The sequence below is a fragment of the Umboniibacter marinipuniceus genome (assembly GCF_003688415.1).
In the GTDB taxonomy this organism is placed as follows: Bacteria; Pseudomonadota; Gammaproteobacteria; order Pseudomonadales; family DSM-25080; genus Umboniibacter; species Umboniibacter marinipuniceus.
The window spans coordinates 63684-87570 of the sequence record NZ_REFJ01000007.1 but is presented as its reverse complement, the minus strand read 5'-3'; the positions used below and the strand labels follow the sequence as shown (position 1 = coordinate 87570).

Here is a 23887-nt window from a genome sequence, read left to right as displayed (position 1 = left end):
CTGATCCCATCCCGAACTCAGAAGTGAAACGTTTCATCGCCGATGGTAGTGTGGGGTTTCCCCATGTGAGAGTAGGTCACCGCCAGGCACTTAATACAATAAAGAAGGCTCAACCGTTAGGTTGGGCCTTTTTTATTGCCTGAAATTCCTCAACGTAAGTTACCTCACATGGCCGTTGCCGCAGGCGACGCCCCCATGTGATAGTAGGGTGAGAACCCACGTTTAAAGCGCGCAGCGCTTTGTGGGTTCGAACGGGATCAAGCAGTGCTTGATCACCGGGCCGCGCAGCGGGCGCCAGGCACTTAATACAATAAAGAAGGCTCAACCGTTAGGTTGGGCCTTTTTATTGCCTGAAATTCCTCAACGTGAGCTACCTCACATGGCCGTTGCCGCAAGCGACGCCCCCCATGTGATAGCAGTGCCGGGGGCTATTTATCGCGTTCCCCTATGTGAGCTTAACGATGTGAAAGCTGACTTGTGGTGCCTTTAGGTAGCCCGTAAACTGTTGCTATATTTTTACCCTCTAGGAAGTATTCATGCGTCGTATTCTGCTAGCCCTCTCACTATCACTATCGTTATCCGCTGTGCCTAGCTACGCGAATGATGACGTAGCCGACTTTTTGCAACTCGCGCTGCCAGCTACCGCAGCAGGCATAACAGTAATCACTGATGATTATGAAGGTTTGGAGCAGTTCGCCTATGCGTTAGGCTCTACGGTTGCCACAACGTATGCGCTAAAGTCACTCGTTAGCTCAGAGCGCCCGAACGGTGAGGACGAGGATTCGTTTCCCAGTGGACATGCGTCGGTAACCTTCAGTGCGGCTTCGTTTATCGATAGGCGCTACGGCCATCAATGGGGAATCCCGGCCTACGTGCTGGCAAGCTATACCGCATATTCGCGCTATGAAAATGACCATCATAAGGCCGAGGACGTCCTCGTCGGGGCGTTAATCGGTTACGGTTTTTCCCACCTTTTTGTTGATGAATATTCGGATGTCCAGATAGGGGCGGTAGTCTCGGAGCGTTACAGTGGGCTGTCAGTTAGTTATGCGTTCTAAGTTCATACTGATTAGTTTAGCTAGCACCATTCCCCTTGTTGGGTGTGACGCTAGCCAGCATAGCAAGGCATCTGAGACGCCGTTAACCACTGAAGCGCGCTATTTTCAGAGTTGTGCGAGTTGTCATGAAAGCGGCAGAGCCGGGGCGCCAAAGCGCAGTGCTCCTAGCGATTGGGCGAAGCGTTCGCACAAAAGCGAAGATCAGATGCTACGCTCGGTGATCGAGGGTTACCGTGGTATGCCAGCGCGGGGGATGTGCGTTGATTGCACGGATGAAGAGCTCCGTGAGCTGGTCAAGTTTCTTAATCCACTGTCGGTAGTTGAGCCTGAAGCCAACTAAGCTAGCCGCTCGATCAGTTCCGAGGCAGCTTTCTTAGAAAAGGTACGCTCGCGTTCGTTGCGGAATCGGATGGTCATATAGACTCTATCTTCGTGGATAATTTCACCGTAGCCATAGTGGCTATGTATTACCGCGGGATTAGCTTTCTTCGTGCCGCTAAGCGTTGTTTGTTGTGGCTCTTTCGCTAATTCTATTTCTGGTAGCTTAAGTTGTTGATGTTCAGCAAAGGCCTGCCATGCGGCCCGTTGGGGCGGGCTAAGTGTCAAACGCTTGCAGTTTCCTGAAATAACGTCACGCCATCGATTTGCCTGCATTAAACCCAGCTCAGCTTGGAAGCGGCTAGGCAGCTTGTCACCAGCGCCCTTCGGAACTAATAGGCTGCAACTCAATTTCGCTCGCGTTATTGCCACATAGGCAAGCCGACGCTCAGATTCCTGCGCTGCAATAGTAAGCGAATTGCCATGCTGGTAGGGGAAGTGCTCGTCATCGAAATTGGTCACAATAACGTGGTCCCACTCAAGTCCTTTGGCGCGATGGATAGTGGTGAGGCTAATTTGCGAATTCGTGTTACCGCTAGCGCGTTGTTGCTGTAGTACTTGTATCGCCTGTATCGCAGCATTGGGGTGATAGCGATGCTGGCCTAAGTAATCAGTAAAAGCGCGAAGTATTGCGACACTTTCATCTCCACGCTGCTTTGACGTGGCGGATTCCTGCAAGGCTTCAAGGTAGCCCCGCGCAATAAAGAAGCGGTTGATGAGAGATTTCGCATTGTCATGGTGCGCTTCGAGGTCAGCCACTTGCGCCGCAAAACTATGAAGTTGTTTCTTCTCCCAGCCACTTAGGCTGTTCGCTAAGGCGCGAACTTGAAGGGAGAACTCTCCCGGGCTGCTCGCAAGTTGGTTGGCGAGTCCGTCAATAATGGGCTGCTTTATCTTAAGGTGTGGGGTAGTCATTAGCTGACGCCAAAACTTTGCATCGTTACGAACGGTGGCTACCGAGGTTAGCTGATTTACTTCCAAGAGACCGGTGATAACCTGAAGTTCGCGGCGAGCCAACACGGAGTTACCCCCATGTAAGGAAAAGTCGATACCGCGCTGCATTAACGCTAATTCGATCGGCGCAGCGTTGGACCAAAGTCGACAGAGCACGGCGATGGTTTCGGGCTCCTCAACAGTTCGGCTACGACTCAACAATTGTTCAATATGGGTGATGGCTGCAGCTTGATCATTTACGCAGGGAATAGGGTCTATGGTTGTTACGGCCTCTTTACTTGCAGGGAGACTGAAATGCGCATAGCGATTTTTGTTGTGAGCAATCAATTGGTTCGCAGCGAGGGCTAACGGGTAGCCGTAGCGGAAGGTAGTAGTCAGCGGTAATTGTTGACTGTTTGGAAAGGCACGGTCGAAATGCCGGAGCATAAATTCGGGGTTTGAGCCGCGAAACTCGTAAATGGTTTGGTCCGGATCGCCTACCGCGATAACCTGAGCACGCGATCCGGCGATGATTTCGACCAACCGTTGCTGGACGGCGTTAATATCTTGGTATTCATCTACCAGAATCAGGTCCATATGGTTAGCGAAGTGGTCTATCAATTGCTGGTCACTGTCAATGATACCTACGCTGTCATGGAGCATGTCAGAGAAGCTAATCAGCTTTGCTTGGTTTCGGGCCTCCTCGTAGCCCTGATGAGCGTCAATGAGGCATCGCCATTTGTCGCTCAGCTCGGCTTTATCAAAGGCTATATCGATACTGTCAAAATCACTTTTGTAGTGTTCTTGAAGTTGCCAAAACGCCTCTAGCGCCTCGCTGGGTTCATTCTGGATGTCCCTGAGTTGATCGGGGTGAACACGCGCTAATATCTCCTTTAACGCCATACGATCGCTGACCCAGCTGGGCATTGGATTCCAGTTTCGTGGTTCGCAAGCCCCAATCTTTGCTAAGCGTTTGTACATGCGTAACGCTAAGGAGTGAAAGGTACGTACTTCTGGCGGAGTTTGATTCGCTAATCGTTGCGACAGACGTTGCTCGAAGTCAACTTGCGCACTTTTGTTGAACATCACTACCAAAATACGCTTAGGATCCATGCCAGCAATGAGGCGTTCCGCGACCATTTCAACAAAGGTGGTGGTCTTTCCAGAACCTGCAACGGCGACTACTCGAGCGGGGCCTTTACTATAGGCAACGATATTGGATTGTTCGAGCGTAAGTGACATGGACAGTCTACAGTTAAAACGGACGTCTAGTGTAGCGCTTGTAGGCGATCTATTCACCTAGCTAAGTAGGCCATTTTGGTGGATTTTTTTGAGTAATTAATAGGCAAGTAGTATGATCGCCGCCCATCGGAATTTGTGAAGTGTGAGTAACATGAAAGTAGTGGTAATTTATTCAGGGGGCATGGACTCCTTTACGGTATTACACCGAGCTATTAAGACCGGTCACGAAGTATTGGCCGTGTCCTTTAATTATGGTCAAAGGCATAACAAAGAGCTCGATTATGCGCGAAGAGTCTGCGCCGAAGCTGGGGTTGTTCACGATGTAGTGGATATCACCGCGATGCAATCGCTGATGTCGAATTCGTCATTAATGGCGAACAGTGCCGAAGACATTCCTGAGGGCCATTACGCGGCCGAAAATATGAAGTCTACGGTCGTACCAAACCGAAATATGATTCTGATCTCCTTGGCCATTGGCTATGCTGTCAATGAGGGGGCTTCGGAGGTTTGGTACGGCGCCCATTCAGGCGATCACACGATTTACCCGGATTGTCGCCCAGAGTTTGTTGAGGCCATGCAAGCGGTTTCGTTGCTTGCCAATTTTGAACCCGTTAAGGTGGTTGCACCCTACCTCTATGATGACAAGATTGTCATTCTCAGAGATGGCTTAGATATGGGGCTCGACTATGGCCAAACCTGGACCTGCTATAACGGTCGTGAAAAGGCCTGCGGAAAATGTGGTTCATGCGTGGAGCGTCTAGAAGCCTTTACATTAAATAATGCTCAGGATCCTCTGGAGTACGAAGCCTAATGTACACCGTTAAGGAAATGTTCTATACGCTACAAGGAGAGGGAGCCCATACAGGCAGAGCGGCGGTATTCCTGCGCTTTACCGGGTGTAACTTATGGTCTGGTCTGGAAAAGCACCGAGCCGAAGCCATCTGTAGTTTCTGTGATACGGATTTTGTCGGCACAGACGGCGTGAATGGCGGTAAGTTTAAGACCGCTAGTGAACTTGCCGAGGCGGTGGCTAAGCTGTTTCCCGGCGAGAAAAACCGATTCGTCGTCTGCACCGGCGGAGAGCCCCTGCTGCAGTTAGACAACGAGCTAGTTAGTGCGTTGCGCGAGCGTAATTTTGAAGTGGCGGTGGAGTCGAATGGAACCATTCGCCCTCCCAGTGGCGGGGTAGATTGGTTATGTATTAGCCCTAAAGGTACCGCTGAGGTAGTTGTCACGCACTGCGACGAACTTAAGTTGGTATTCCCGCAGGCCGATGCCATGCCGGATCGTTTCGCAGGCATTAAAGCGCAGCTCCGCTATCTTACTCCCATGGCCGATCCTCATGCCGGGATGGATGAGGTTATCTACCGAAACACCACCACTCAGCAGACCATCCAGTACTGCTTAGACCATCCCCAATGGCAGCTGAATTTGCAATCACATAAAGTGATCAATATAGCCTAAGCGCGTTACCAGTCATCGTATTCTGGCTTTTATCCACAGGCAAAAAAATGCCGCCCGAAGGCGGCCAAGAGCCCAAGTAAATTCGTTTTAGCCTTCGGTCACCACTGCCGCATTCAGTGCAACACCCTCGGTGGTGGTGTCCCCGTCGTGTTCGGCGGTAACTACTTCGGCGCCAATAATGGCGACTTTAGTGCCCGATGACGCTCTACTAAGTGAAGACGTAATAATTGGTGCGCCTTGCGGAAGGTCAATGGCGCTGATGAGGATCTGCATATTGCCCTCGTCATCTTCGCGTGAGCCAATTCGGTCAATCTGTACGGCTTTTAACACTTCGTTTTCAACGGTGTAGATAATCTGATCGCCATAGACACTCTGTACGGGGACGGCGAGGAGGTTGTTCTGTGCTGGCAGCGTGACACGAACCTCCAGCGCTCGGCCCAGCGCAACTTTACTGTTCTCAGGCAGTGCCAGCAGTAGATCTGTGCCAGCACGGCCGCTGCGAACTTCGGCGCCCACTTCTAGGAACTGCATTTCTACCCAGTTACCGCCAAGCAGAGCCTCGGCCTTCACATACTGCTGTGCAGATAGCGCGCCCGCGACTTCTTGAGCGGTATCAGCCGGCAAGGAAACACGTACCTGGTGGTTGTCCTCATCAAATAAGGTAATGACTGGCTGTCCCGTTGCAACGCGGCGACCAATGGCGGCGTTAACTTGCGTTACTTTGCCGTCAAAGGGGGCCACAATGGCGAGTCGCTCGAGGTTTAGCTCCGCTTGTTCGAGATTGGCGGCGGCATTTTCAACGCCGGCGACAGCTGAGACCATGGCGGCTTCTTGGGTGCTAATCACCAGCTCCTGCTGATTTAAGGTGATCTCCTGCTGCAAGCGCTGCTGTTTTAGGTCTTCAAGCGCAGAAAGTGACATCTGGCCATTACCGTAAAGCGTTTCGTAGCGCTGCTCTTTGCGACGAGTGATCTCATACAGCTCCTTCTGTGCATCGAAATTGCGTCGATCGGCAATTTGTTGTGCATTCAATCGAGCGAGCGAGCTCTGTGCCTCGTTGAGGGTTGCCTCGGCGCGTCGTACCAGCAGACGAGCATCGCGAGGATCAAGTTGGACGAGGAGGTCTCCAGCCTCCACCGATTGGCCTTCGCGGACGAAGACTTCCTGGACATAAGCCAAGGTTGACGCTTCGATGGTCGTCGTATTTGGGTTCTCTACGCGGCCATAAACAGTGACCTCGGGGGCGAGTGGAGAATGTTCGGCCGACATTGCCGAGACGGGAATCGCCTGAATTTCTGCCTCTCCTTCACCCTGTGCGCCACCCGTTGCAGCAAGGGTAAACATAATGACGAAGAAGCCGACAAGTAAGCTGACGATCTTGCCCCACATAGGCATGCCACGAAAGTTTTGGCCGGGAGAAGAGCGGCCAAGACGGCGGCCAAGCGGGCCTAATTGACGCAGCGGCTTTAGATTTGAAAAGTTCATGCTTGAGCTCCTTCGCGATCGAGACGTTTGATCTCTTTAACGCGGTTACGGTAAATAGTCCAATTGGTTTGAATCGTGTCCAATGCGGACAACATTGCTGGGATCACCAGCAGAATAAGTACGGTGCCGTACAACATGCCGAAGCAAATTACGGTCGCTAAGGGAATAAACGCTTCACCCATTAATGAGGTTTCCATCATCATGGGCACCAAGCCCAAACCCGTTGTCAGCGAGGTTAGGATGACGGGGCGTAGACGGTTGCGAACCGCCTCTACTAGCGCATCATCGGCGCAGAGACCAGCCTCACGATGTTCCTTGTAGGAAGTCACCAAAATGATCGAGTCGTTAACGATTACCCCAGTCAGGGTAAAGATGCCGAGGAATGCCATTGGGGTAATGTTAAAGCCCATGACGAACAACCCAAAGAAGGCGCCAGTAAGACCGAAAGGAATAGCGGCCATAATCGCTAGTGGCCAGCTCGCCGATTGAAGGATCCATGCCAAGATGATGAAAATCAAAATCAAGGTAATGAGGAAACCAATCTGCATTTCCTGCAGTAGGCGAGTTTGTGATCCAGCCCAAAAGCCCTTGCCACTTTGGATACCGTACTTCTGTGCGATCTCCTGAAGTGGACCCGCTTCGAGTTCGTTAATTACCGCGTCAGAAGTAGTAATAGACTTATCTGGGTAGGCGCGAATAGAGACCGTCTGTACGCCATCAACATGGTTGATTCGATCAATACCACGACGGCTTGAGATACTGGCAACGGTCGCTAGTGGCAAGATTTCTCCGTTCGCCGCTACGATAGGCAGCTTAGAAAGACTGCTTAGGCGACGACGTTCGTCACGAGGCAAGCTCACTCGAACTTCTAGTTCGTTGTCACCTTCGGTGAATAGCTGCACGCGATAGCCTTCAAAGGCGGCGCGAACCTGAGAGCCTACTTGTGACGCTGTCAGTCCAATCGCGCGACCTTCAGGGGTCAAGCTAAAGACCCATTGATCACGACCATAGGGAAGGTCGTCATGGATGTTATTGACGCCGGGAATGGTCGCCATGACCGCCGAGATTTCATCAGCTGCTTGCTTAAGCGTGGCAGTATCACCACCGCTAAAGGTCACTTCGATTTCTGGCCACGGCTGATCACCCTGCTCAATCTGCAATTGTTCAACGTAAGTGACAGGGGGAATACTTTCCTGCCAGTGCTTCAGGAATTCCGCAAGCGTTACCTCACGAGTCTCCGGTGAGGTCAGTTCAACCTGGAAGTTCGCGAATGAGGGGCCGCGTTGATAATCATTGCCGATCTGCGCACCATTTAGCTCACTCCAGCCAGCCACGATGTTGTTGCCGCCGAAATGTTGATTGGTCGCGTCCATCTTATCTTCGAGCAATGCGAGATAGGCCATGCGTTGGGCGTCACTGGCGTCCGGCGTAAATTGGATGTTGGCCTCAGCGAATTCGAAATTGATATTCATATTGAGGTCGAATTTGACGTGGTTAAAGGCGACGAGACCCGCGGCACAAATGAAGGCAAAAAATGCACCCAGAATTGCGATCCGTCGTTGACGCAGTACCGATTTAATCGTCGGAATGACCCAATTTTCGCGGAAGGCATTAAAGCGCTTATCAAAAGCATCGCGAAATGGATGCGTTTTAGTGTCTTTTTCCATCTTACGGAAGGAATGCTTTAAATGGCCAGGCATGATGAGGAAGCATTCGATTAGCGAGACGATGATGACACAAAGCATCAGGATGGGAATTTCAACGATTTGATCGCTGTCCACCACTATTAGCGGAATGAAGGCAGCTAAGGTTGTTAAGCTTGATGCAGTGATGGGGCCAAGCATACGGCGGGCACCGGTAATCGCGGCCTCCTCCGGTGATTTGCCCTGTTCAAACTGATAGAGAGAATGTTCGCCAACAACAATAGCATCATCCACCACTATCCCTAAGGCCATCACCAATCCAATCATAGAAAGCATATTGATTGAGCCACCCACGCTGTGGAACAGGAGCAGGGCGCCAGCAAATGATACGGGAATGCCAACAGCCACCCAAAATGCAACACGTAGGTTAAGGAATAGGAAGAGCATGGCGAGCACGAGGATGAGCCCGGAGACACCATTCCAGAACACCAGTGAAAGCGTGTCCTTGGCGAACTTCCATGCCTCAAGGAAGACTTGAACCTCAATGCCTTGGGCATTTAGACGGCTTTCGTTACCAGCACGCCATTGCTTCAAAATATCAGCGGCATTAAAGGTGTCCATGCCGTCACCTCGACGAAGACGAATCTCAATCGCTGGTTTGCCGTCAATGAGTTTAAGGCGCTGGTTGTCAATTTGGCGACGCTCAACCGAAGCAATATCGCCGAGTTGCACCAACTGATCACCTCGCGTTGAAGCAATCGGCATTTGTTCGAAACCCTCAACGGTTCGCTGCTGATCCATAGAGCGAATCTGACGCTCGCCTTGGCCGATACCAATTGTGCCCGCTGGAATATCAGAGGACAGACTTGAGACGCTGCGGGCGATATCGGCGAGCGAAGCGTTCATTTCAACTAGCGTAACGCCATCAATCTCGATCGCAATTTCTTCTTGAGGCATACCGCGCAGCTCTACCACGTCAATGCCAGCACGACGAAGATCTTTCTCAATTTCTTGGGCGTACGGTGCGAGCTCCTCGATAGACTCGGGGCCAGTGATGAAGATCGAGGCCACGGTTTCGTACCAGCGATTGATTTGCACTGTCGGCGGCTCAATCTCAGGAGGTAGTCCACGAACCTGGCCTAAAAGCTGTTTTACTTCGTCAACAGCTGCTGACATATCGGTGTTGCGATCAAAGCGCAGGTTGATATAGGCAACACCGTTTCGGGTCCAAGAGCGCAAGTTACTTAAACCTTGAATGCCGCGCATTTGATATTCGATGGGGTTGGTGACGAGGATTTCAACATCTTCCGCTGATGCGCCAGGCCAAATTACTTGAATTTCAGCTTGGTTCCACGATTGATTTGGATTCATCTGAACGTGCAGCTTCATGGCACCCCAGACGCCGGCCAATAGGAGAATGACCATTAATAGATTCGCAGCGAGTCGATGCTGGGCAAGCGTTGCAATCCATCCTGAGCTATTTGTATTCACGGTTTTTCCGCCTTTTATAAATGTTCTGTCACTTATACCGACGATGCCAACGAGGCTTTGGATGCAAGAATTTGAAAAAAACTTCCAATCCCGTGAAAAAGGACGGTGGAGCAGTTAAACTCCACAGCACTTAAAGAAGGAGTGAACTGTGGCTGAATCAACCTCACTGAAACCTCGCGAACTAGATAAGCTGGTGGCGACGTTAACACCGGATGGGACCTTTGATCGTCATCAATTACGCGGCTATCTTAGTGCCGTCGTCGTAGCGCCAGTGAAGTGTCCTGCAGAGGCTTGGTTAGGGGTATTACTCGCTCAGGTCGAGGTTCAGGAACTCCCCGCGACGAGCTCGTTATTGGTTAGTTATGCGGAGCAGTTAGCGGAACAGATTTCCAGCGGTACTTACCGACTTCCCGCTCTTGGCGACGCAGCCTCTGCCTTCGAGCATTTATATAGCGGGGTTCGTCAGCCGCTGCTGCAGTGGTGTGCTGGTTTCCAAGCGGGCGCAACGGATTTCAATGAGTATTTTCGAATGCCCAAGAATGAGCACGCCGCCATCATTCAAGAGAGCTTGATGACCTTAGGTTGCCTCGCATTTCCTGAAAGCGTCAACTATCTCGCCGAGCAGTTAGCCCTGTCGAATGATGACTTCATTGTTCACAATCGCTCACGTATGCCAAAGGCACTTAAGCAACTTCATCAGCTCAAGACTTCCGAGCGCCAGACACCCGAGCCATTGGTTGGGCCGGATAAGCGCGTGTCCGCTCTACTTGAAGCGGGGCCGGAGGAACAATTAGTGCTAGCGCAGGCAATTGTGTTGGATAATGCCGATTGTGCGGAAGCGTGGGAGATTTTAGCGCGCCTTAAGTCCGAGAGCGTGACACAAACGATTCAGTGCCTAGAGCAAGCAGTCCGCGCTGCCGAACACACTTTGGGGCGCGAGTATCTAGAGTTTTATCGAGGCCAGCTGTGGGATCAAGCGCCTGCTAGGGTCTTGATTCAAAGCCTGGTAGGTTTAGGCGCCAGCTATAAAAAAGATAAACAACTGAAGAAAGCAGCGAGTTACTTTGAAAAAGCCTTGGTATTGGACCGTTCAGATGTGGTGGCGGCACGAGCAGCGCTCATGACGATCTATTTCGAATTGGGTAACTATGACGCAGTCGCCAATATTCTTTCGCGCTATGACGAGCAAAATGCTTGGGTAGTTTACAGCCGAGCCCTACTGAACTACGTTCGCAGCGGCGATACCGAAGCATCACGCTTTCTGAGAGAGCAGGCTAAACTATTAAACCCTCACGTGCCCGCGCTAATGAGCCAGCGCAAAGAGGCGCCCGCAAACCCGCGATTGGATCATTCGGTAGGTAGTGTTGATGAGGCTGCCTTCTATGTGAGCGATGCCAAGAATGCTTGGCGAAAAGTGATAGGCTCAATCGTCTGGTTGGTGGATGGGTGATCGTCTTAGCGATGCGCCAAGAAGTCGTTTCAGCCTTCGTCGCTCTGCCCATAGGATGTAACGTTGCAAAGCAATGACGGCCAGCGTAAGCAGCGCAGCGGCGCAGGCGAAGGCAATTTCATTGCCGTACTGCCCTTTGAAGAGGGAAGATTGTGTTGCCCAGTTCCATGCTACGGCAATAGCGATACCCAGTGCCGGTAGACCGAGCCAAAAAATGATTCTGAGAAAGTGAGTTACTGCTGCGTTGTCCATGGAAGTCCGCTAGCGACTGTAGCGCTTTAAAGGCCTTCCTGAATCTTCGAAGATTTCAATCAGATAGTCAAATTCATGGCGGTTAAGCAGACGAGTGAGCTGATCAAAGGCCGAGAGGTCCGCCGAGCCGTATGCTCGCCCCATAGTGAGGGAATGATCTTCAAATTCGAATGACCAGCTAAGTAACGAAAAGCGAATGCCGTCGTCCACGAAATGGTGGGGCAGTTCTAGTAGTAGCGAGTCAGTTTCACCCGGGAAGAGTGTAAGAAAGGCGTTTCGTTCAGCGCTCACGAATCATTAAGCTCGTAGTAGCGAGAACAAGCTGTCTAGCACTGTTTGTGCACTGGTTGCGAGCATCACCCCGAAATCGCTCTGTTGAACCACGCATACCAGCTGGGTGTCAATTGCGCTAAAATCAAGATTCAAGAACTGACTCGCCGTAGCCAAGCCGGCAACTAGGGTAGTGGTTAGCAGTACAAAGTGGTCTTCTTTCATCGGTGCGCTCCTCCTGAGAAATTCGAATATAGGGGAGACTGACACAGGGGTAAAGGAGTCTGCGGAAATTACTAGGGAATCAAAGATGGCAAAATCACAACGAGCAGCAGCTCGACACATTCTAGTCAAGACGGAGAAGCAGGCATTAGACTTGAAGCGACGGCTAGGGCAAGGGCAGGATTTTGGCGTGCTCGCCAAGCGTTTTTCAACTTGCCCCTCTAAAAAATCCGGCGGAGACTTAGGGGAGTTTGGGCGCGGCGATATGGTTAAAGCTTTCGATGATGTCGTGTTTAAACAGCTCACCAATGAGGTTCATGGTCCGGTAAAAACTAAATTTGGTTTTCATCTCATTGAGACCATCTACCGCGATTAATAGCCAGGCGGCTTGTTAACCCTGTTCTCACAGCTAGGCATTAGCTATGTAGCGCGTTGATGAATAAGGGGGATAAGCTATCGCTGTAGACCAAGAAGTTACCTATAATTGCGTTTTTCAATCACCATTGCACCGGATTTGCGATTCGGTCAGCGAGGTTTATATGTCAGCTATTGTAGTATGCGCGCTCTATCGCTTTACGCGACTAGACGATTTCAAGTCCCTTCAACAACCGCTATTAGATGTGCTAAATCAGCATGATATTAGGGGCACACTGCTGCTTGCCAGTGAGGGAATAAATGGCACTGTCGCGGGATCACAGGCTTCAATTGACGCGTTATTGGCATGGTTTGACCAAGATCAGCGCCTAGCGAATATCGATCACAAACTATCGTTTGATGACGAACAGCCATTTTACCGAACCAAGGTTAAGCTCAAGAAAGAGATTGTGACCATGGGCGTAGAGGGCATTGACCCAAAGCGTGTTGTAGGCACTTATGTTAAGCCTAAAGACTGGAATGCGCTCATTAACCAGCCGGATGTTGTGCTGGTTGATACCCGTAACGACTACGAAGTGCAAATCGGTACCTTCAAGGGTGCGTTGAACCCGAATACGGAAACCTTCCGTGAGTTTCCTGACTACGTGGCTAAGCACCTTGACCCAGCCAAGAACAAGCGCGTAGCGATGTTTTGCACGGGTGGTATTCGCTGTGAAAAGTCTACGGCCTACCTCAAAGAACAAGGTTTTGAAGAGGTCTACCATCTGGAAGGTGGTATTTTGAAATACCTCGAAGAGGTGCCCGAAACCGAGACCACCTGGGAGGGTGAGTGTTTTGTTTTTGATAACCGCGTAGCGGTTGACCACTCCCTCGAGAAGGGTAGCTACGATCTTTGTCATGGCTGCCGTATGCCTATTACGGAAGCAGACAAACTCAATGAAAAGTATGAGCAGGGTGTATCTTGCCATCACTGCTACGATGAATTGAGTGATGATCAGCGTGACCGATTCCGCCAGCGTGAGCTGCAGCTACAACTGGCGAAAAAGCGCGGGCTGAATCATATTGGTGATGGTGCGAAACTTTCCATTGAACAGCAGCGAGAGAAAAAACGCTTGGCCAGGGAAGCGCAGCGGGCTAAGTCTTAATGGTGAGCGAAGGGTGTCGCGTTAGCAGCACCCTTTTTTCAATGCCCATTGGTCTGGGTGGCTTAGGAGTCCGCTAGATTGCCTGAATACTGACGGTTAAAGTGTCTTTGTAGGCACCTGCCCGCTTACCCGAAGCATCTTCAAGATCAAAATCCAATTGATAATTTAGGCCGTTAGCGCCCGTGCAGTTATACTCACTCGCTCCAACGGAGCTCATGTTTGTTTCGGCGATGCCGTTACCCACCTGCGTTCGGGTGTCAGTTTGTCTGAGGTCCGTAAGGTCCACGTTGTAACCAATGGTTTGGGCTGGGGTGCCGCCCGCAGTCTCAATTAAGCCAAAATTGTACAATCCGCCAATCGGGGCGGCTTGCACGCCACTTAAGGTGATATTGACGTCATCACTGGCGAAGGACCAGATGCAAAAGTTCGCGCTAGTCTGTGTATTCAAGTCAATGGAGGTTGGCAACTGCGATAGATATACGCTGGATGAAATTGTGATGCTGACTGTGAACTCAGTGGGGTCAGTCTTCCCTGCTCCATTATATTCGGTTGGGTCTGCAACTAAATCGAAAGTGCCGGTAAAGGCTGAAAGCGCATTGACCCCCAGCGCAGCGATATCGCTGCCCAAAATTTGAATTGAAAAATCAAAGGTATTCGCTGTACAGGCGGCAGTCTGGCTAGCAAATTGCGTGCTGGCGTTGAGTTCATTGTTTTTTGTGGCCACTGGTTCGGAAAAGTTGGAAGCTGGAGCGTCGCCGGGAAGGAGTGGGACGGCATTGGGAGTGTTGGTGGTGTTACCCGTCTTCTTGCTGAGATTGAATCTTACGGGTAAATTTGCTCCGTTAGCTCCTAATAAGGTATAGGGGGTTCCGTTACTCTTTTGCTCAACAGATAAGGCATAGTTAACGCGAAAATATTCGGTTTCCTTTTTGGTAGAAAAAATGAAGCAAAAACCTTCGTCAGCAATAGGAATAACCGTACCTTCGGCTATATCTACCCCATCCCAATCGCCAAAATCAACATCTTGAATTTCCAGCAGCGCAGTAAAATGATCTTTATCGCTTTGCGCCCACACCCACACCGGCCAACAGGTTAGCAGGATGACAAAGACCGTGAATGGAGTGCGGTGGAGCATCTTTCAACCTCTTAAAACCATTAATGTGATGGGTGTCACGCTTTTTCTTATAGTGCCACAAAACTTTTTTGCATCCAAACGATAACACCATGCGTCTATGTTAGTGAATGAACAATTTATCAAGGATAGAATCATGTACCGTTTAATTAGTGTTTCAGTAGTATTAATGTTGTTATCAGGTTGTGCCAGTGCGTTGAGCGTTCTCGCTTAACGTCACTTAGGCTACTATTTACTAGAGCTAATGCTCTATTGCTCAAGAACTAAGGGGAAAGAATGAAAAAACTAATCGCTATCGCTGTCATTGCAACGCTGTCAACAGGTTGTGTCTTTGCAGTTGGCACAGGCGGTAATAAATCCAGTAATTGTACGATTACTGTGAATGAAGATGACTCAGTCACCATGCGCGGCGAATGCCCTTCCAGCATGCGTGTTAATGTGAAGAAGCCGGCGCAGTCCATCGAAATTGAACAGGTTTCTGACGTCGAAGTGGAAGTGACAGAGGCGGAGACAGAGTAATCGTTTCGTCACCGAAGAAGTATCACCGAAGCCAGCGAAAGCTGGCTTTTTTGTTTCCGATTGGATTCAAAAATTTACGAAACGATACAATCGTCGAAACTTTAGGTATTATACTCAGCAATCTAAACCAATTACTGATCTCCACATTCCCGTTACCTAAGAGGCTTGTCTGCCATGAGCAAAACCACTCCACTTTACAATAAGCATGCCGAAGCAGGCGCAAAATTTGTTGATTTCTCCGGCTGGCAGATGCCAATACACTATGGTTCGCAGGTGGAAGAGCATCATCTTGTTCGCACTGAAGCCGGTGTATTCGACGTCTCTCATATGGTGGTAGTGGATATTGAGGGTGTGCAGGCAACCGAGTTTCTGCAGTACTTATTGGCAAATGATGTGGCCAAGTTGCCCGCTCCAGGCCAAGCCATGTATACCCCTATGCTCAATGAAGCGGGTGGCGTGATTGACGACTTGATTGTTTACAAAACCAACGAAGGCTATCGCTTAGTGGTAAATGCGGGAACGGCCGAGAAGGATCTGGCCTGGTTCAACCAAAATACCGCTAGCTTTGAAGTAAGCGTCACGGCTCGTCCAGAGATGGCTATTCTTGCTGTCCAGGGCCCGAAAGCACTCGCTGCGATATACGAACTAATGCCCGCCATCAGTGACGAGCTTAAGAGCCTGAAACCGTTCCAAGGTATGGCATTGGCGGATGGTGGATATATTGCTAAAACCGGTTATACCGGTGAAGCTGGGGTTGAAGTGATCGTTCCTTCTACTGAAGTAGAAGCGCTTTGGGACGCGCTGCTAGGCGCTGGGGTGAAACCAATCGGCTTAGGCGCGCGCGATACGCTGAGACTGGAAGCGGGGATGAATCTCTATGGTCAGGATATGGACGAAACTACGTCTCCACTGACTTCAAATCTTGCGTGGACAATTGCATGGGAGCCGGCAGAAAGAAATTTTGTGGGTAGGGATGTGATTGCTGCCGAACGAGCCGCTGGAACGACTCACAAGCTGGTAGGTCTGGTACTGGAAGACCGTGGCGTCCTTCGAGCCGGCCAGACGGTAGTGGTAGAGGGTGAAAGTTCCACCGGAACCATTACCAGCGGAAGTTTTTCACCAACACTTGGTGTTTCTATTGCGTTGGCACGCGTGCCGAAAACTATTGGTGAGTCTGCCGTGGTAGAAGTTCGCAACAAGCAACTGAAGGTACGAGTGGTGAAGCCATCATTCGTGAGGAATGGTAAGTCGCAGATAGCCTAAAGCGTAGCAAAGTAAGTAGCTATAAAAACGGAGCGCTAAACCAGCGCTCCGTTTTTGGTTTTGAATGGTTAGTCAAAGGTATTGATAACCGTAGCCGCCGGACAGGTAATAACGACAACGTTCTTATAGCCTAGCTCCTTGAGCTGTTTGGCCGCAAAGGTGGCTCTTCCCCCGGTAGCACAATGGAGATAGATGGGGGTGTCAGCGTCCGGAACCACTTGGGTAATTTTCATTTCTAGCACGCCACGAGGGATGTTGATGGCACCATTCGCTGCGGCTTCGTTGAATTCTCCTGGTTCGCGAACATCAATTAGCGTGCCGCCAGATGTTTTAAGCTGCTCCGCCGCGGCGCTCGAATCCACGCAGCTTAGGTCGGCTCTCATTTCTTTTATCCAAGTAGCTAAATCTTTAAACATTGTTGTCTCCCGATAGTCACCTTGGGGCGACTTATGATAGCGTGATAGTCTACTTAGATTAGCAGTTTCGTTGGCTAACGAAACTTTCGGCTAACCGTTAATAAAGAGAAAGCAATGATTGATCTTCGAAGTGATACCGTAACTCAACCCTCCGGCGCTATGCGCGAGGCTATGCTTCATGCTGAGGTTGGCGATGACGTGTATCGAGATGACCCCAGCGTAGCGGCACTGGAACAGCGTGTAGCGAGTTTACTGGGTAAACAGAAGGGGCTATTCGTGACCAGTGGCACCCAGGCCAACCTATTGGCGCTACTTAGTCATTGCCAGCGCGGCGAGGAGTACATCGTTGGTCAGCGAGCCCATGCGTATAAATATGAAGCGGGCGGTGCGGCGGTGCTTGGGAGTATCCAGCCCCAGCCGCTATCGCTTAATGTGGACGGCACTTTTGATTTGGCTCAATTGGTTCAAGCAATTAAACCCCGTGATATTCACTTTGCAAGAACGAAACTGATCTGTTTAGAGAATACTATCGGCGGAGTGCCCTTGCCGCTTGGATACCCCGAGAAGATTCGCGATATTTGCGATCGTCATCAGTTGGCGCTGCACTTGGATGGCGCACGATTGGTTAATGCAGCCTGTTATCACGGTGTGGCGTTGAAGGATTTGGCGCAACCATTTGATTCGATTTCACTGTGCCTATCGAAGGGCTTGGGCGCGCCGGTGGGATCGGTATTGGTTGGTGATGAAAATTTCATTGAAGAGGCTCGACGCTGGCGGAAAATGCTTGGCGGAGGCTGGCGCCAAGCAGGCCTGCTTGCCGCCGCAGGTCAGTTGGCGCTAGACAACATCCCCCGGACTTACATTGATCACCAAAATGCTGCGTTACTTGCCACTGGTCTGGCTAGTATCGAGGGTGTCAAAGTACTGGGCGAACAGCTCTATACTAATATGGTGTATGTAGAAGTAGAGGGTAATCAGGCTGAGTTGAGCGAGTACCTGCTCACGGAGGGCGTGCGCGTATCGGAGGGCAGCCCCATGCGTTTGGTGGTTCACCTTGATGTATCCGCAGCTCAGATAGACAAAGTCATCGCGCTATTTCGAACTAAAATTCAACAGACCGCTTCCTAGGGAAACTGAATATGAAAAATTGCCTGTTAATACTCTCTATTTGCCTGTTGGGCTCCACAGGATTCGTCTTTGCAAACCAAGACGAGCCCGAAGCAACAGCTAGTGAGCAAGATCAAGTTACTCAAGAGCAGCAGGCTCGTGCTGCCGCGTTAGCGGAGACAGAATTTGCGGAGCCGCTTTACAAGCCATTCATTGAGCGATATGTGCTGGACGAGCTGCGAGCGCTGCGTGTAGAGATGCTCAATAACCGAGTGGAGATTAGCCAGCAGGTAGCGGCCAACCGGGTTGAGGCGAATGACAAATCCATCGCCTACACAGCGGAAACCATGACCATCTTTTTCTATATCATGGCTGGAGGCACTGCTCTGATGGCTTTGGTGGGGTGGAACTCGCTTCGCGACGTTCGCGCACAGGTAGAAGGGCTAGTAAACAGCCGGGTTGATAAAATCACCGCCGAGTACGAACGTCGTCTTGCCGAGGTGGAGGATGGGGTAAAGCGACGCTCTAATCAGCTTGCCGATCTGACCGCTGAGTTTGAACAGCGTATGGAAGAAGTCGATTTACGCCTCAAGAAACGCTCGGAACAAATTATGGAGGCCCAAGAAGATATTTCTCGGACCAACGAACTGCACGCCCTATGGCTTCGCGCAGGCCTAGAAATAGGTATTCAAGCCCGAATAGACCTCTATGACCAAATCTTGAAGATCAAGCCCGATGATATCGAAGCGATCACCTATAAAGCGGATCTTGTCTTAGAAAATGGCGACTCGGAGTGGGCATTGAGCCTGTGTAATCAGGCCATCGATTTCGACCAAGAGTATGCCTATGCATACTGGCAGCGAGCCTGCGCCAATTCAACACTCGGGCGAATTAAAGAGGCGCTTCGAGATCTTCATATCGCGCTCGAGAAATCGCCCCGATTGATGTCCGAATTGGAAACTGAAGATGCCTTTGAGAGTTTACGAGAGAGCGAGGCGTATCACGCGCTGATTAATGAGTTAACGGAAGAAGTGCTATCGGAGGACAAGGGAGCATGAAGCAATTGATCCTCGCGGCAACACTGTTGTCGCTTATTGGCTGTGATACTACGCCTAATCACGCTGATACCGTTGTGTTGGGTGGCCCAATTTATACCGTCAATGACAGCCAGCCGTTTGTTGAGGCGTTAGCTGCCCAGGATGGTCGGGTGTTAGAGGTGGGTTCGCTGACACAAATAGAAGCACTAATAGGCCCTAACACGGCGATTATCGACCTCAACGGACGGGCCATGTACCCAGGCTTCGTTGAAGGTCACGGTCATTTAGCCGGCTTAGGTAAAGCTTTAGTGACGGTAGACCTGAGCTCGGCAGAAAGTTACCAGGAAGTAATTGCTCGGGTCGCCGCGGCAGCATCACAGCAGCCACCGGGGAGTTGGGTCATGGGTTGGGGTTGGCATCAAAGCAAATGGAGCAATGATGGATCCGATTATGTTGGTGGCTTTCCCACACATGGGGCCTTAACCGCAGCCGTACCCAATCACCCTGTAGACCTACGACATGCCAGCGGACATGCAACCCTGGTAAACCAAATGGCGATGGACCTGGCTGGTATCGACCACCAAACGGACTACGGCATCGGCGGCGAAGTGGTTAAGGATTCCAATGGCGAGCCGACTGGGGTGTTAAATGAAAATGCCACCTATTTAGTGGACGCCTTTACGGCCTCATCAACGGCTGTTCAAGCGAGTGAAGACATTATTCGGGCCTCCGAACACGCTTTGGCCAATGGCATCACCAGTTTTCACGATGCTGGCACGCTTAGCCATGAGTTGGAGGCTATGATGGCGTTGGGTGATAGCGGGCAGTTAGCCATTCGGGTCTATTCGATGCTCAGTAGCTCTCAGCCTGAGTTAGTTGAGAGCTGGCTCCTGCGCGAACCTGCGGTAGGCCTCTATGACAATCACCTCAGTGTGCGAAGCATCAAAATTCATGCGGATGGTGCGTTGGGTTCTCGCGGGGCTTGGTTGCTCAGGGCGTACACCGATGCGCCCGAGGTATTTGGGATGCCAACTTACCCAATGGACGGTGTCGAAGCCTTGGCGCTGGCAGGGCTAGAGCGCGGTTTTCAGGTCAACGTCCACGCCATTGGTGATCGAACTAATCAGGAAACGCTAAATCGATTTGAGCGTGCACTCAGGCAGTTTCCCGAAATTGATCATCGCTTTAGAATTGAACATGCGCAGCATTTGCATCCTGATGATATCAAGCGTTTCGCGGAGTTAGGTGTCATTCCTTCAATGCAGGCAATTCACATGAGCTCAGATCGCCCCTGGGCCATTGATCGTTTGGGTATTGAGCGCATTGAGAGTGGAGCCTATATGTGGAGTGACTTGATCGATTCTGGGGCCATTATTGTCAACGGCACGGATGTTCCCATCGAACCAATTAACCCCATCGCCAATTTCTACGCAGCGGTTACTCGTCAGACTTTAGCCGGTCAGCCTGAAGGCGGCTATGAAGCGGGGCAAAGAATGACGCGTGACGAAGCGCTTAAGTCGATGACCTTTTGGCCAGCGGTCGGCGCCTTCGAAGAGGGCTTTAAAGGCCAGCTGAGCAAAGGCTATTTGTTCGATGCGGTGATTTTGTCCAACGATATTATGACCGTAGACAGCGATGAGATTTTGAACGTCCAGATAGAACAAACTATTGTGGCGGGGCAGACTCGCTACCTAAAGGAAGGCTAAAAAATGAGTGTGAGCATAAAACAAAAGCTCGTTGGGGTGGCGCTAGCTTTCGTGGCGCTGAGCTTTGCGAATAGCTCCGTAGCGGGGGCAGTAGCCATGCCCGAAAAGCATGCAGCAGCGGTAGCGAAAGAGGTCATTGAGTCAGGTGGAAATGCCGTGGATGCTGCCGTTGCGGCGGGCTTCGTGCTAAGCGTGACTTATCCCGAGGCGGGGAATATTGGGGGCGGCGGTTTTATGCTTCTTCACATGGATGGCGTCAACGACTTTCTCGATTATCGAGAGACAGCGCCAGCCGATGCCTCTCGTGACATGTATCTAAATGCCAGCGGCGAAGTGATACCGAATGCATCCCTCACTGGTGGGGCGTCATCAGGTACACCTGGGACGGTTGCTGGGTTATGGGCGGCGCACCAAAAGTATGGCAGTAAGCCTTGGCGGGACTTAGTCATGCCGGCCGTGCGGCTTGCTCGAGAGGGCTTTATTGTAGAGGCTCACCTAGAACAAGAGGCATCCTACTTCATGGAAACAGCCATGGGGAGGGACTCCAATTTCTATGACTATTTTGGCGCTCAACTTATCACCGGAGAACGCTTCAAGCAGCCCAGTCTTGCGGAGACTCTTCAGCGTATTGCTGATCAAGGTCCTGACGGCTTTTACAAAGGGAAGACGGCGGAGTTGATTGTCGCCCAGATGGCCCGAACGGGCGGCTTAGTCAGCAAGCTGGACCTGGCGAACTATCACGTTAAGTGGCGCACTCCGCTGGTGGGTGAGTGGCAAGGTACCCAGGTAGTCACGGCACCACCGCCGAGCTCCGGAGGTATTGCGTTGCTGCAAATTCTTGGTATGTATGCGCAAGTGAATAACTCCCCTTCGCACAATAGTGCTGATTATGTTCATCAGCTTGCGGAAATCTATAAGCGGGTCTACGCGGATCGTGCCGAGTATTTAGGTGATCCGGACTTTGTTAGTGTGCCGCAGCAGGCGCTACTTGCCGATGAGTATATTAAGGCAAGGGCTTCAGAGGTAAATCATAGTGCTATCTCTGAAACGGCGGACATAAGCTATGGCTCACTCGAGAGCCCTCAGACTACTCATTTCTCCATTGTCGATAATGCCGGCAATGCCGTCTCAAATACCTACACCCTGAATTGGTCGTTTGGTAGCGGAAATGTGGTAGAGGGCGCCGGTTTTCTGCTCAATAATGAAATGGACGATTTTTCTGCAAAACCCGGCGTGCCAAACATTTACGGCGTGATAGGCGGAGAGGCTAACGCCATTGAGCCCAACAAACGCATGCTGTCCTCAATGACGCCCAGTTTAGTGCTTGTGGAGGGGAAGGTCGATTTCGTCAGCGGAACGCCAGGAGGCTCGACCATCATTACCAGTGTGGCGCAAACCATCTTGAATCGTTATGTATTCGGCCAAAACGCAGAAGAATCGGTCTCAAGTAGTCGATTCCACCATCAACTGTTCCCCAAGAACCACTTGCTAATGAGTGAGGCACTCTCCGAGGAAGCTATGAGTTACCTAGCTGAGTTGGGCTATAGTCACTCGGTGGAGTGGTTAGGCGATCTTCAGGTGGTGGCGAGAGAAGGTGATACTTATCACGCGGCAGCGGATCCTCGCGGTCGCGGTATTGCACTGAGCTTTTGATAGCGAATACTTCGCTAGCTCTCGCTAGCCCCTAATTATTCAAGGGGCTAACGAGGCACTTAAGCATGGCGATGACGGTGCCTAAGTTAGGTTGCCCAATTCACTTAACATTGTGATTTTTTGCCGGCATAGAGGGCTAAGCCGCCCTGAGAGGTTTCTCGATATTTGGCCTGAATATCTAAACCGGTGTTGTACATGGTTTCTATGACGTTATCCAAGGAGACTTCGTGGTAGCCGTTTCCGCGCAACGCCAAGCGGGCGGCAGTAATGGTTTTGATCGCGGCCATACTATTGCGCTCAATACACGGCACCTGAACTAGCCCACCAACCGGGTCGCAGGTCATGCCAAGATGATGCTCCATACCAATCTCAGCGGCATTCTCCACCTGTAAAACACTGCCTCCCATGACGGCGGCTAAACCGGCCGAGGCCATTGAACAGGCAACGCCAACTTCGCCCTGACAGCCCACCTCGGCACCGGAAATAGATGCATTCATTTTATAAAGCATGCCAATTACCGCAGCCGTGGCAAGGAAGTCACGGACCCCTTGCTCGCTGCTCTTTTTGTCGAAGCGGGTATAGTAGGCGAGTACTGCAGGAATAACCCCAGCAGCGCCATTGGTTGGTGCGGTAACGACACGCCCACCACAGGCATTTTCTTCGTTGACGGCCATAGCAAACAGGGTCACCCAATCCATGATGGCGAAATGATCACTCAACATGGCCTCAGGATGTGCGGTCAAACTGGTCAGCATATCCTTGGCACGACGGCTAATGCCGCTTACTGGTAGTTGGCCTTCCATGCGCATACCGCGATCAATACAGGCCTTCATAACTTCCCAGATATGGTCAATACGGGCATCAATCTCGGCGCGTGATAAGCCGCTTATTGCTCCCTCGTTTTGATACGCCATTTCAGCAATACTAAACTGCTGTTCTTCGCAGATTGCCAGGATGTCGTCGCCATTCTTGAAAGCCCACGGCACCTCAACGTTAGAATCTTCGGAGGCCGTGTTGTTGTGAAAATCATCCACGCTCACCACGAATCCACCGCCGATAGACAAGTAGGCTTTCTCGAATAAGCCGATACCGTTCTCATCAACCGCATAAAAGCGAATACCATTCGGGTGCTCTGGCAGCGCTTCGTTAAAATGAAAAATCATATCGCTTTCGTAATTGAAGTCGATGTCTCGCAGGTCATTGAGGCGCAGCTTGCCCTCGGACTTGGCCCTGTTGAAAACTTCATCTGCGAAATCCGGACACATTACATCCGGAGCAAGTCCCGAAATGCCTAGTACCGCCGCTTTATCGGTAGCGTGACCAAAGCCTGTAAGCGCCAAGGAACCGTAGAGGCCAACTTTTATCCGCGCGACCTTCTCAAGTTCATTACGTGCGATGAGCTCGTTTAAAAAGTAGCGACCTGCCCACATTGGGCCAATCGTGTGCGAGCTAGAGGGGCCAACTCCAATCTTAAAAATGTCAAAAATGCTTAAAGCCATAGGAATCTCATTTAATACGGTCGAAAATTTCCGATAAGAAATTTTGTTTACTGCGGGGAACTATAGCAGCTTCGGGTTTATTTAGCCTAGACCTAAATTTGTTTCGTTGCTGAGCGCTAAAACTGTTAAATTAAGCATTCGATTTAT

General features: G+C 50.9%; 22 protein-coding genes and 1 rRNA gene. 14 read left to right on the top strand and 9 right to left on the bottom strand.

The window, feature by feature from the left end; genetic code table 11:
• From rrf to DFR27_RS12375, 3 genes are all read left to right on the top strand, one after another.
• Nucleotides 1–88, top strand: a 5S ribosomal RNA gene (gene rrf, locus DFR27_RS12390); the annotation flags it as partial.
• A gap of 448 nt (nt 89–536) precedes the next feature.
• Entirely contained in the window at nt 537–1058 is a 522-nt protein-coding gene (locus DFR27_RS12380; protein ID WP_121877793.1) for a phosphatase PAP2 family protein, read from the top strand.
• Nucleotides 1048–1398 (top strand): c-type cytochrome, encoded by a 351-nt coding sequence (locus tag DFR27_RS12375; RefSeq protein ID WP_121877792.1) that lies wholly within the window; start codon nt 1048–1050, stop codon nt 1396–1398. The genes DFR27_RS12380 and DFR27_RS12375 overlap by 11 nt, the downstream gene beginning before the upstream one ends.
• Here the strand turns inward: DFR27_RS12375 and DFR27_RS12370 are convergent.
• Nucleotides 1395–3611: an ATP-dependent helicase gene (locus DFR27_RS12370; protein WP_121877791.1), complete on the bottom strand. Its 2217-nt coding sequence runs from the start codon at nt 3609–3611 to the stop codon at nt 1395–1397. The genes DFR27_RS12375 and DFR27_RS12370 overlap by 4 nt on opposite strands.
• 151 nt (nt 3612–3762) lie before the next feature.
• Here DFR27_RS12370 and queC point away from each other — a divergent pair, with 151 nt between their 5' ends.
• Together queC and queE are read left to right on the top strand one after the other, a co-directional pair.
• Entirely contained in the window at nt 3763–4422 is a 660-nt protein-coding gene (gene queC, locus DFR27_RS12365) for a 7-cyano-7-deazaguanine synthase QueC (protein ID WP_121877790.1), read from the top strand.
• The gene (gene queE, locus DFR27_RS12360; protein ID WP_121877789.1) at nt 4422–5075 is read left to right on the top strand and encodes a 7-carboxy-7-deazaguanine synthase; all 654 of its coding nucleotides are present in this window, start codon (nt 4422–4424) and stop codon (nt 5073–5075) included. The genes queC and queE overlap by 1 nt, the downstream gene beginning before the upstream one ends.
• Before the next feature lie 87 nt (nt 5076–5162).
• On the opposite strand, the gene DFR27_RS12355 is transcribed toward queE, so the two are convergent.
• Nucleotides 5163–6560 carry an efflux RND transporter periplasmic adaptor subunit gene (locus DFR27_RS12355; protein WP_121877788.1) on the bottom strand — a complete coding sequence of 466 codons (1398 nt, stop codon included), beginning with the start codon at nt 6558–6560 and terminating at the stop codon, nt 5163–5165.
• On the bottom strand, nt 6557–9694 hold the full coding sequence (locus DFR27_RS12350; RefSeq protein WP_245962658.1) for an efflux RND transporter permease subunit: 3138 nt from the start codon (nt 9692–9694) through the stop codon (nt 6557–6559). Before DFR27_RS12350 ends, DFR27_RS12355 begins: the two co-directional genes overlap by 4 nt.
• Before the next feature lie 148 nt (nt 9695–9842).
• Here DFR27_RS12350 and DFR27_RS12345 point away from each other — a divergent pair, with 148 nt between their 5' ends.
• Nucleotides 9843–11144 carry a UPF0149 family protein gene (locus tag DFR27_RS12345; RefSeq protein ID WP_121877787.1) on the top strand — a complete coding sequence of 434 codons (1302 nt, stop codon included), beginning with the start codon at nt 9843–9845 and terminating at the stop codon, nt 11142–11144.
• Here the strand turns inward: DFR27_RS12345 and DFR27_RS12340 are convergent.
• From DFR27_RS12340 to DFR27_RS12330, 3 genes are read right to left on the bottom strand one after another with little or no spacing between them, the layout of a single operon-like run.
• Entirely contained in the window at nt 11118–11396 is a 279-nt protein-coding gene (locus DFR27_RS12340) for a hypothetical protein (RefSeq protein ID WP_121877786.1), read from the bottom strand. The two genes, DFR27_RS12345 and DFR27_RS12340, sit on opposite strands and share 27 nt — an antisense overlap.
• A gap of 9 nt (nt 11397–11405) precedes the next feature.
• Complete coding sequence (locus DFR27_RS12335; protein ID WP_121877785.1) at nt 11406–11687, bottom strand: hypothetical protein; 282 nt, start codon at nt 11685–11687, stop codon at nt 11406–11408.
• Nucleotides 11688–11693: 6 nt separating this feature from the next.
• Entirely contained in the window at nt 11694–11891 is a 198-nt protein-coding gene (locus tag DFR27_RS12330; protein ID WP_121877784.1) for a hypothetical protein, read from the bottom strand.
• 85 nt (nt 11892–11976) lie between these two features.
• Between DFR27_RS12330 and DFR27_RS12325 the strand changes: the two genes are divergently transcribed.
• Nucleotides 11977–12264, top strand: a complete 288-nt coding sequence (locus DFR27_RS12325) for a peptidylprolyl isomerase (protein ID WP_121877783.1) — start codon at nt 11977–11979, stop codon at nt 12262–12264.
• Nucleotides 12265–12427: 163 nt separating this feature from the next.
• Nucleotides 12428–13408, top strand: coding sequence for an oxygen-dependent tRNA uridine(34) hydroxylase TrhO (gene trhO / locus DFR27_RS12320; protein WP_121877782.1), 981 nt, complete (start codon nt 12428–12430; stop codon nt 13406–13408).
• A gap of 73 nt (nt 13409–13481) precedes the next feature.
• On the opposite strand, the gene DFR27_RS12315 is transcribed toward trhO, so the two are convergent.
• Nucleotides 13482–14543, bottom strand: coding sequence for a hypothetical protein (locus DFR27_RS12315; protein WP_121877781.1), 1062 nt, complete (start codon nt 14541–14543; stop codon nt 13482–13484).
• A gap of 273 nt (nt 14544–14816) precedes the next feature.
• Between DFR27_RS12315 and DFR27_RS12310 the strand changes: the two genes are divergently transcribed.
• Nucleotides 14817–15059: a hypothetical protein gene (locus tag DFR27_RS12310; RefSeq protein ID WP_121877780.1), complete on the top strand. Its 243-nt coding sequence runs from the start codon at nt 14817–14819 to the stop codon at nt 15057–15059.
• Nucleotides 15060–15233: 174 nt separating this feature from the next.
• Nucleotides 15234–16322: a glycine cleavage system aminomethyltransferase GcvT gene (gcvT, locus tag DFR27_RS12305; protein ID WP_121877779.1), complete on the top strand. Its 1089-nt coding sequence runs from the start codon at nt 15234–15236 to the stop codon at nt 16320–16322.
• Nucleotides 16323–16390: 68 nt separating this feature from the next.
• Here gcvT and DFR27_RS12300 read toward each other — a convergent pair whose 3' ends face one another.
• On the bottom strand, nt 16391–16738 hold the full coding sequence (locus DFR27_RS12300) for a rhodanese-like domain-containing protein (RefSeq protein ID WP_121877778.1): 348 nt from the start codon (nt 16736–16738) through the stop codon (nt 16391–16393).
• Nucleotides 16739–16852: 114 nt separating this feature from the next.
• On the opposite strand from DFR27_RS12300, the gene ltaE reads away from it, so the two are divergent.
• From ltaE to ggt, 4 genes are read left to right on the top strand one after another with little or no spacing between them, the layout of a single operon-like run.
• On the top strand, nt 16853–17866 hold the full coding sequence (gene ltaE / locus DFR27_RS12295) for a low-specificity L-threonine aldolase (protein ID WP_121877777.1): 1014 nt from the start codon (nt 16853–16855) through the stop codon (nt 17864–17866).
• A gap of 11 nt (nt 17867–17877) precedes the next feature.
• Nucleotides 17878–18903, top strand: a complete 1026-nt coding sequence (locus DFR27_RS12290; RefSeq protein ID WP_211327637.1) for a tetratricopeptide repeat protein — start codon at nt 17878–17880, stop codon at nt 18901–18903.
• Nucleotides 18900–20588, top strand: a complete 1689-nt coding sequence (locus DFR27_RS12285) for an amidohydrolase (protein ID WP_121877776.1) — start codon at nt 18900–18902, stop codon at nt 20586–20588. Before DFR27_RS12290 ends, DFR27_RS12285 begins: the two co-directional genes overlap by 4 nt.
• 3 nt (nt 20589–20591) lie before the next feature.
• A complete protein-coding gene (gene ggt, locus DFR27_RS12280; protein ID WP_121877775.1) occupies nt 20592–22241 on the top strand; it encodes a gamma-glutamyltransferase in 1650 nt (549 codons plus the stop codon).
• A gap of 104 nt (nt 22242–22345) precedes the next feature.
• On the opposite strand, the gene DFR27_RS12275 is transcribed toward ggt, so the two are convergent.
• Complete coding sequence (locus DFR27_RS12275; RefSeq protein ID WP_121877774.1) at nt 22346–23740, bottom strand: L-serine ammonia-lyase; 1395 nt, start codon at nt 23738–23740, stop codon at nt 22346–22348.
• Nucleotides 23741–23887 lie beyond the last annotated feature (147 nt).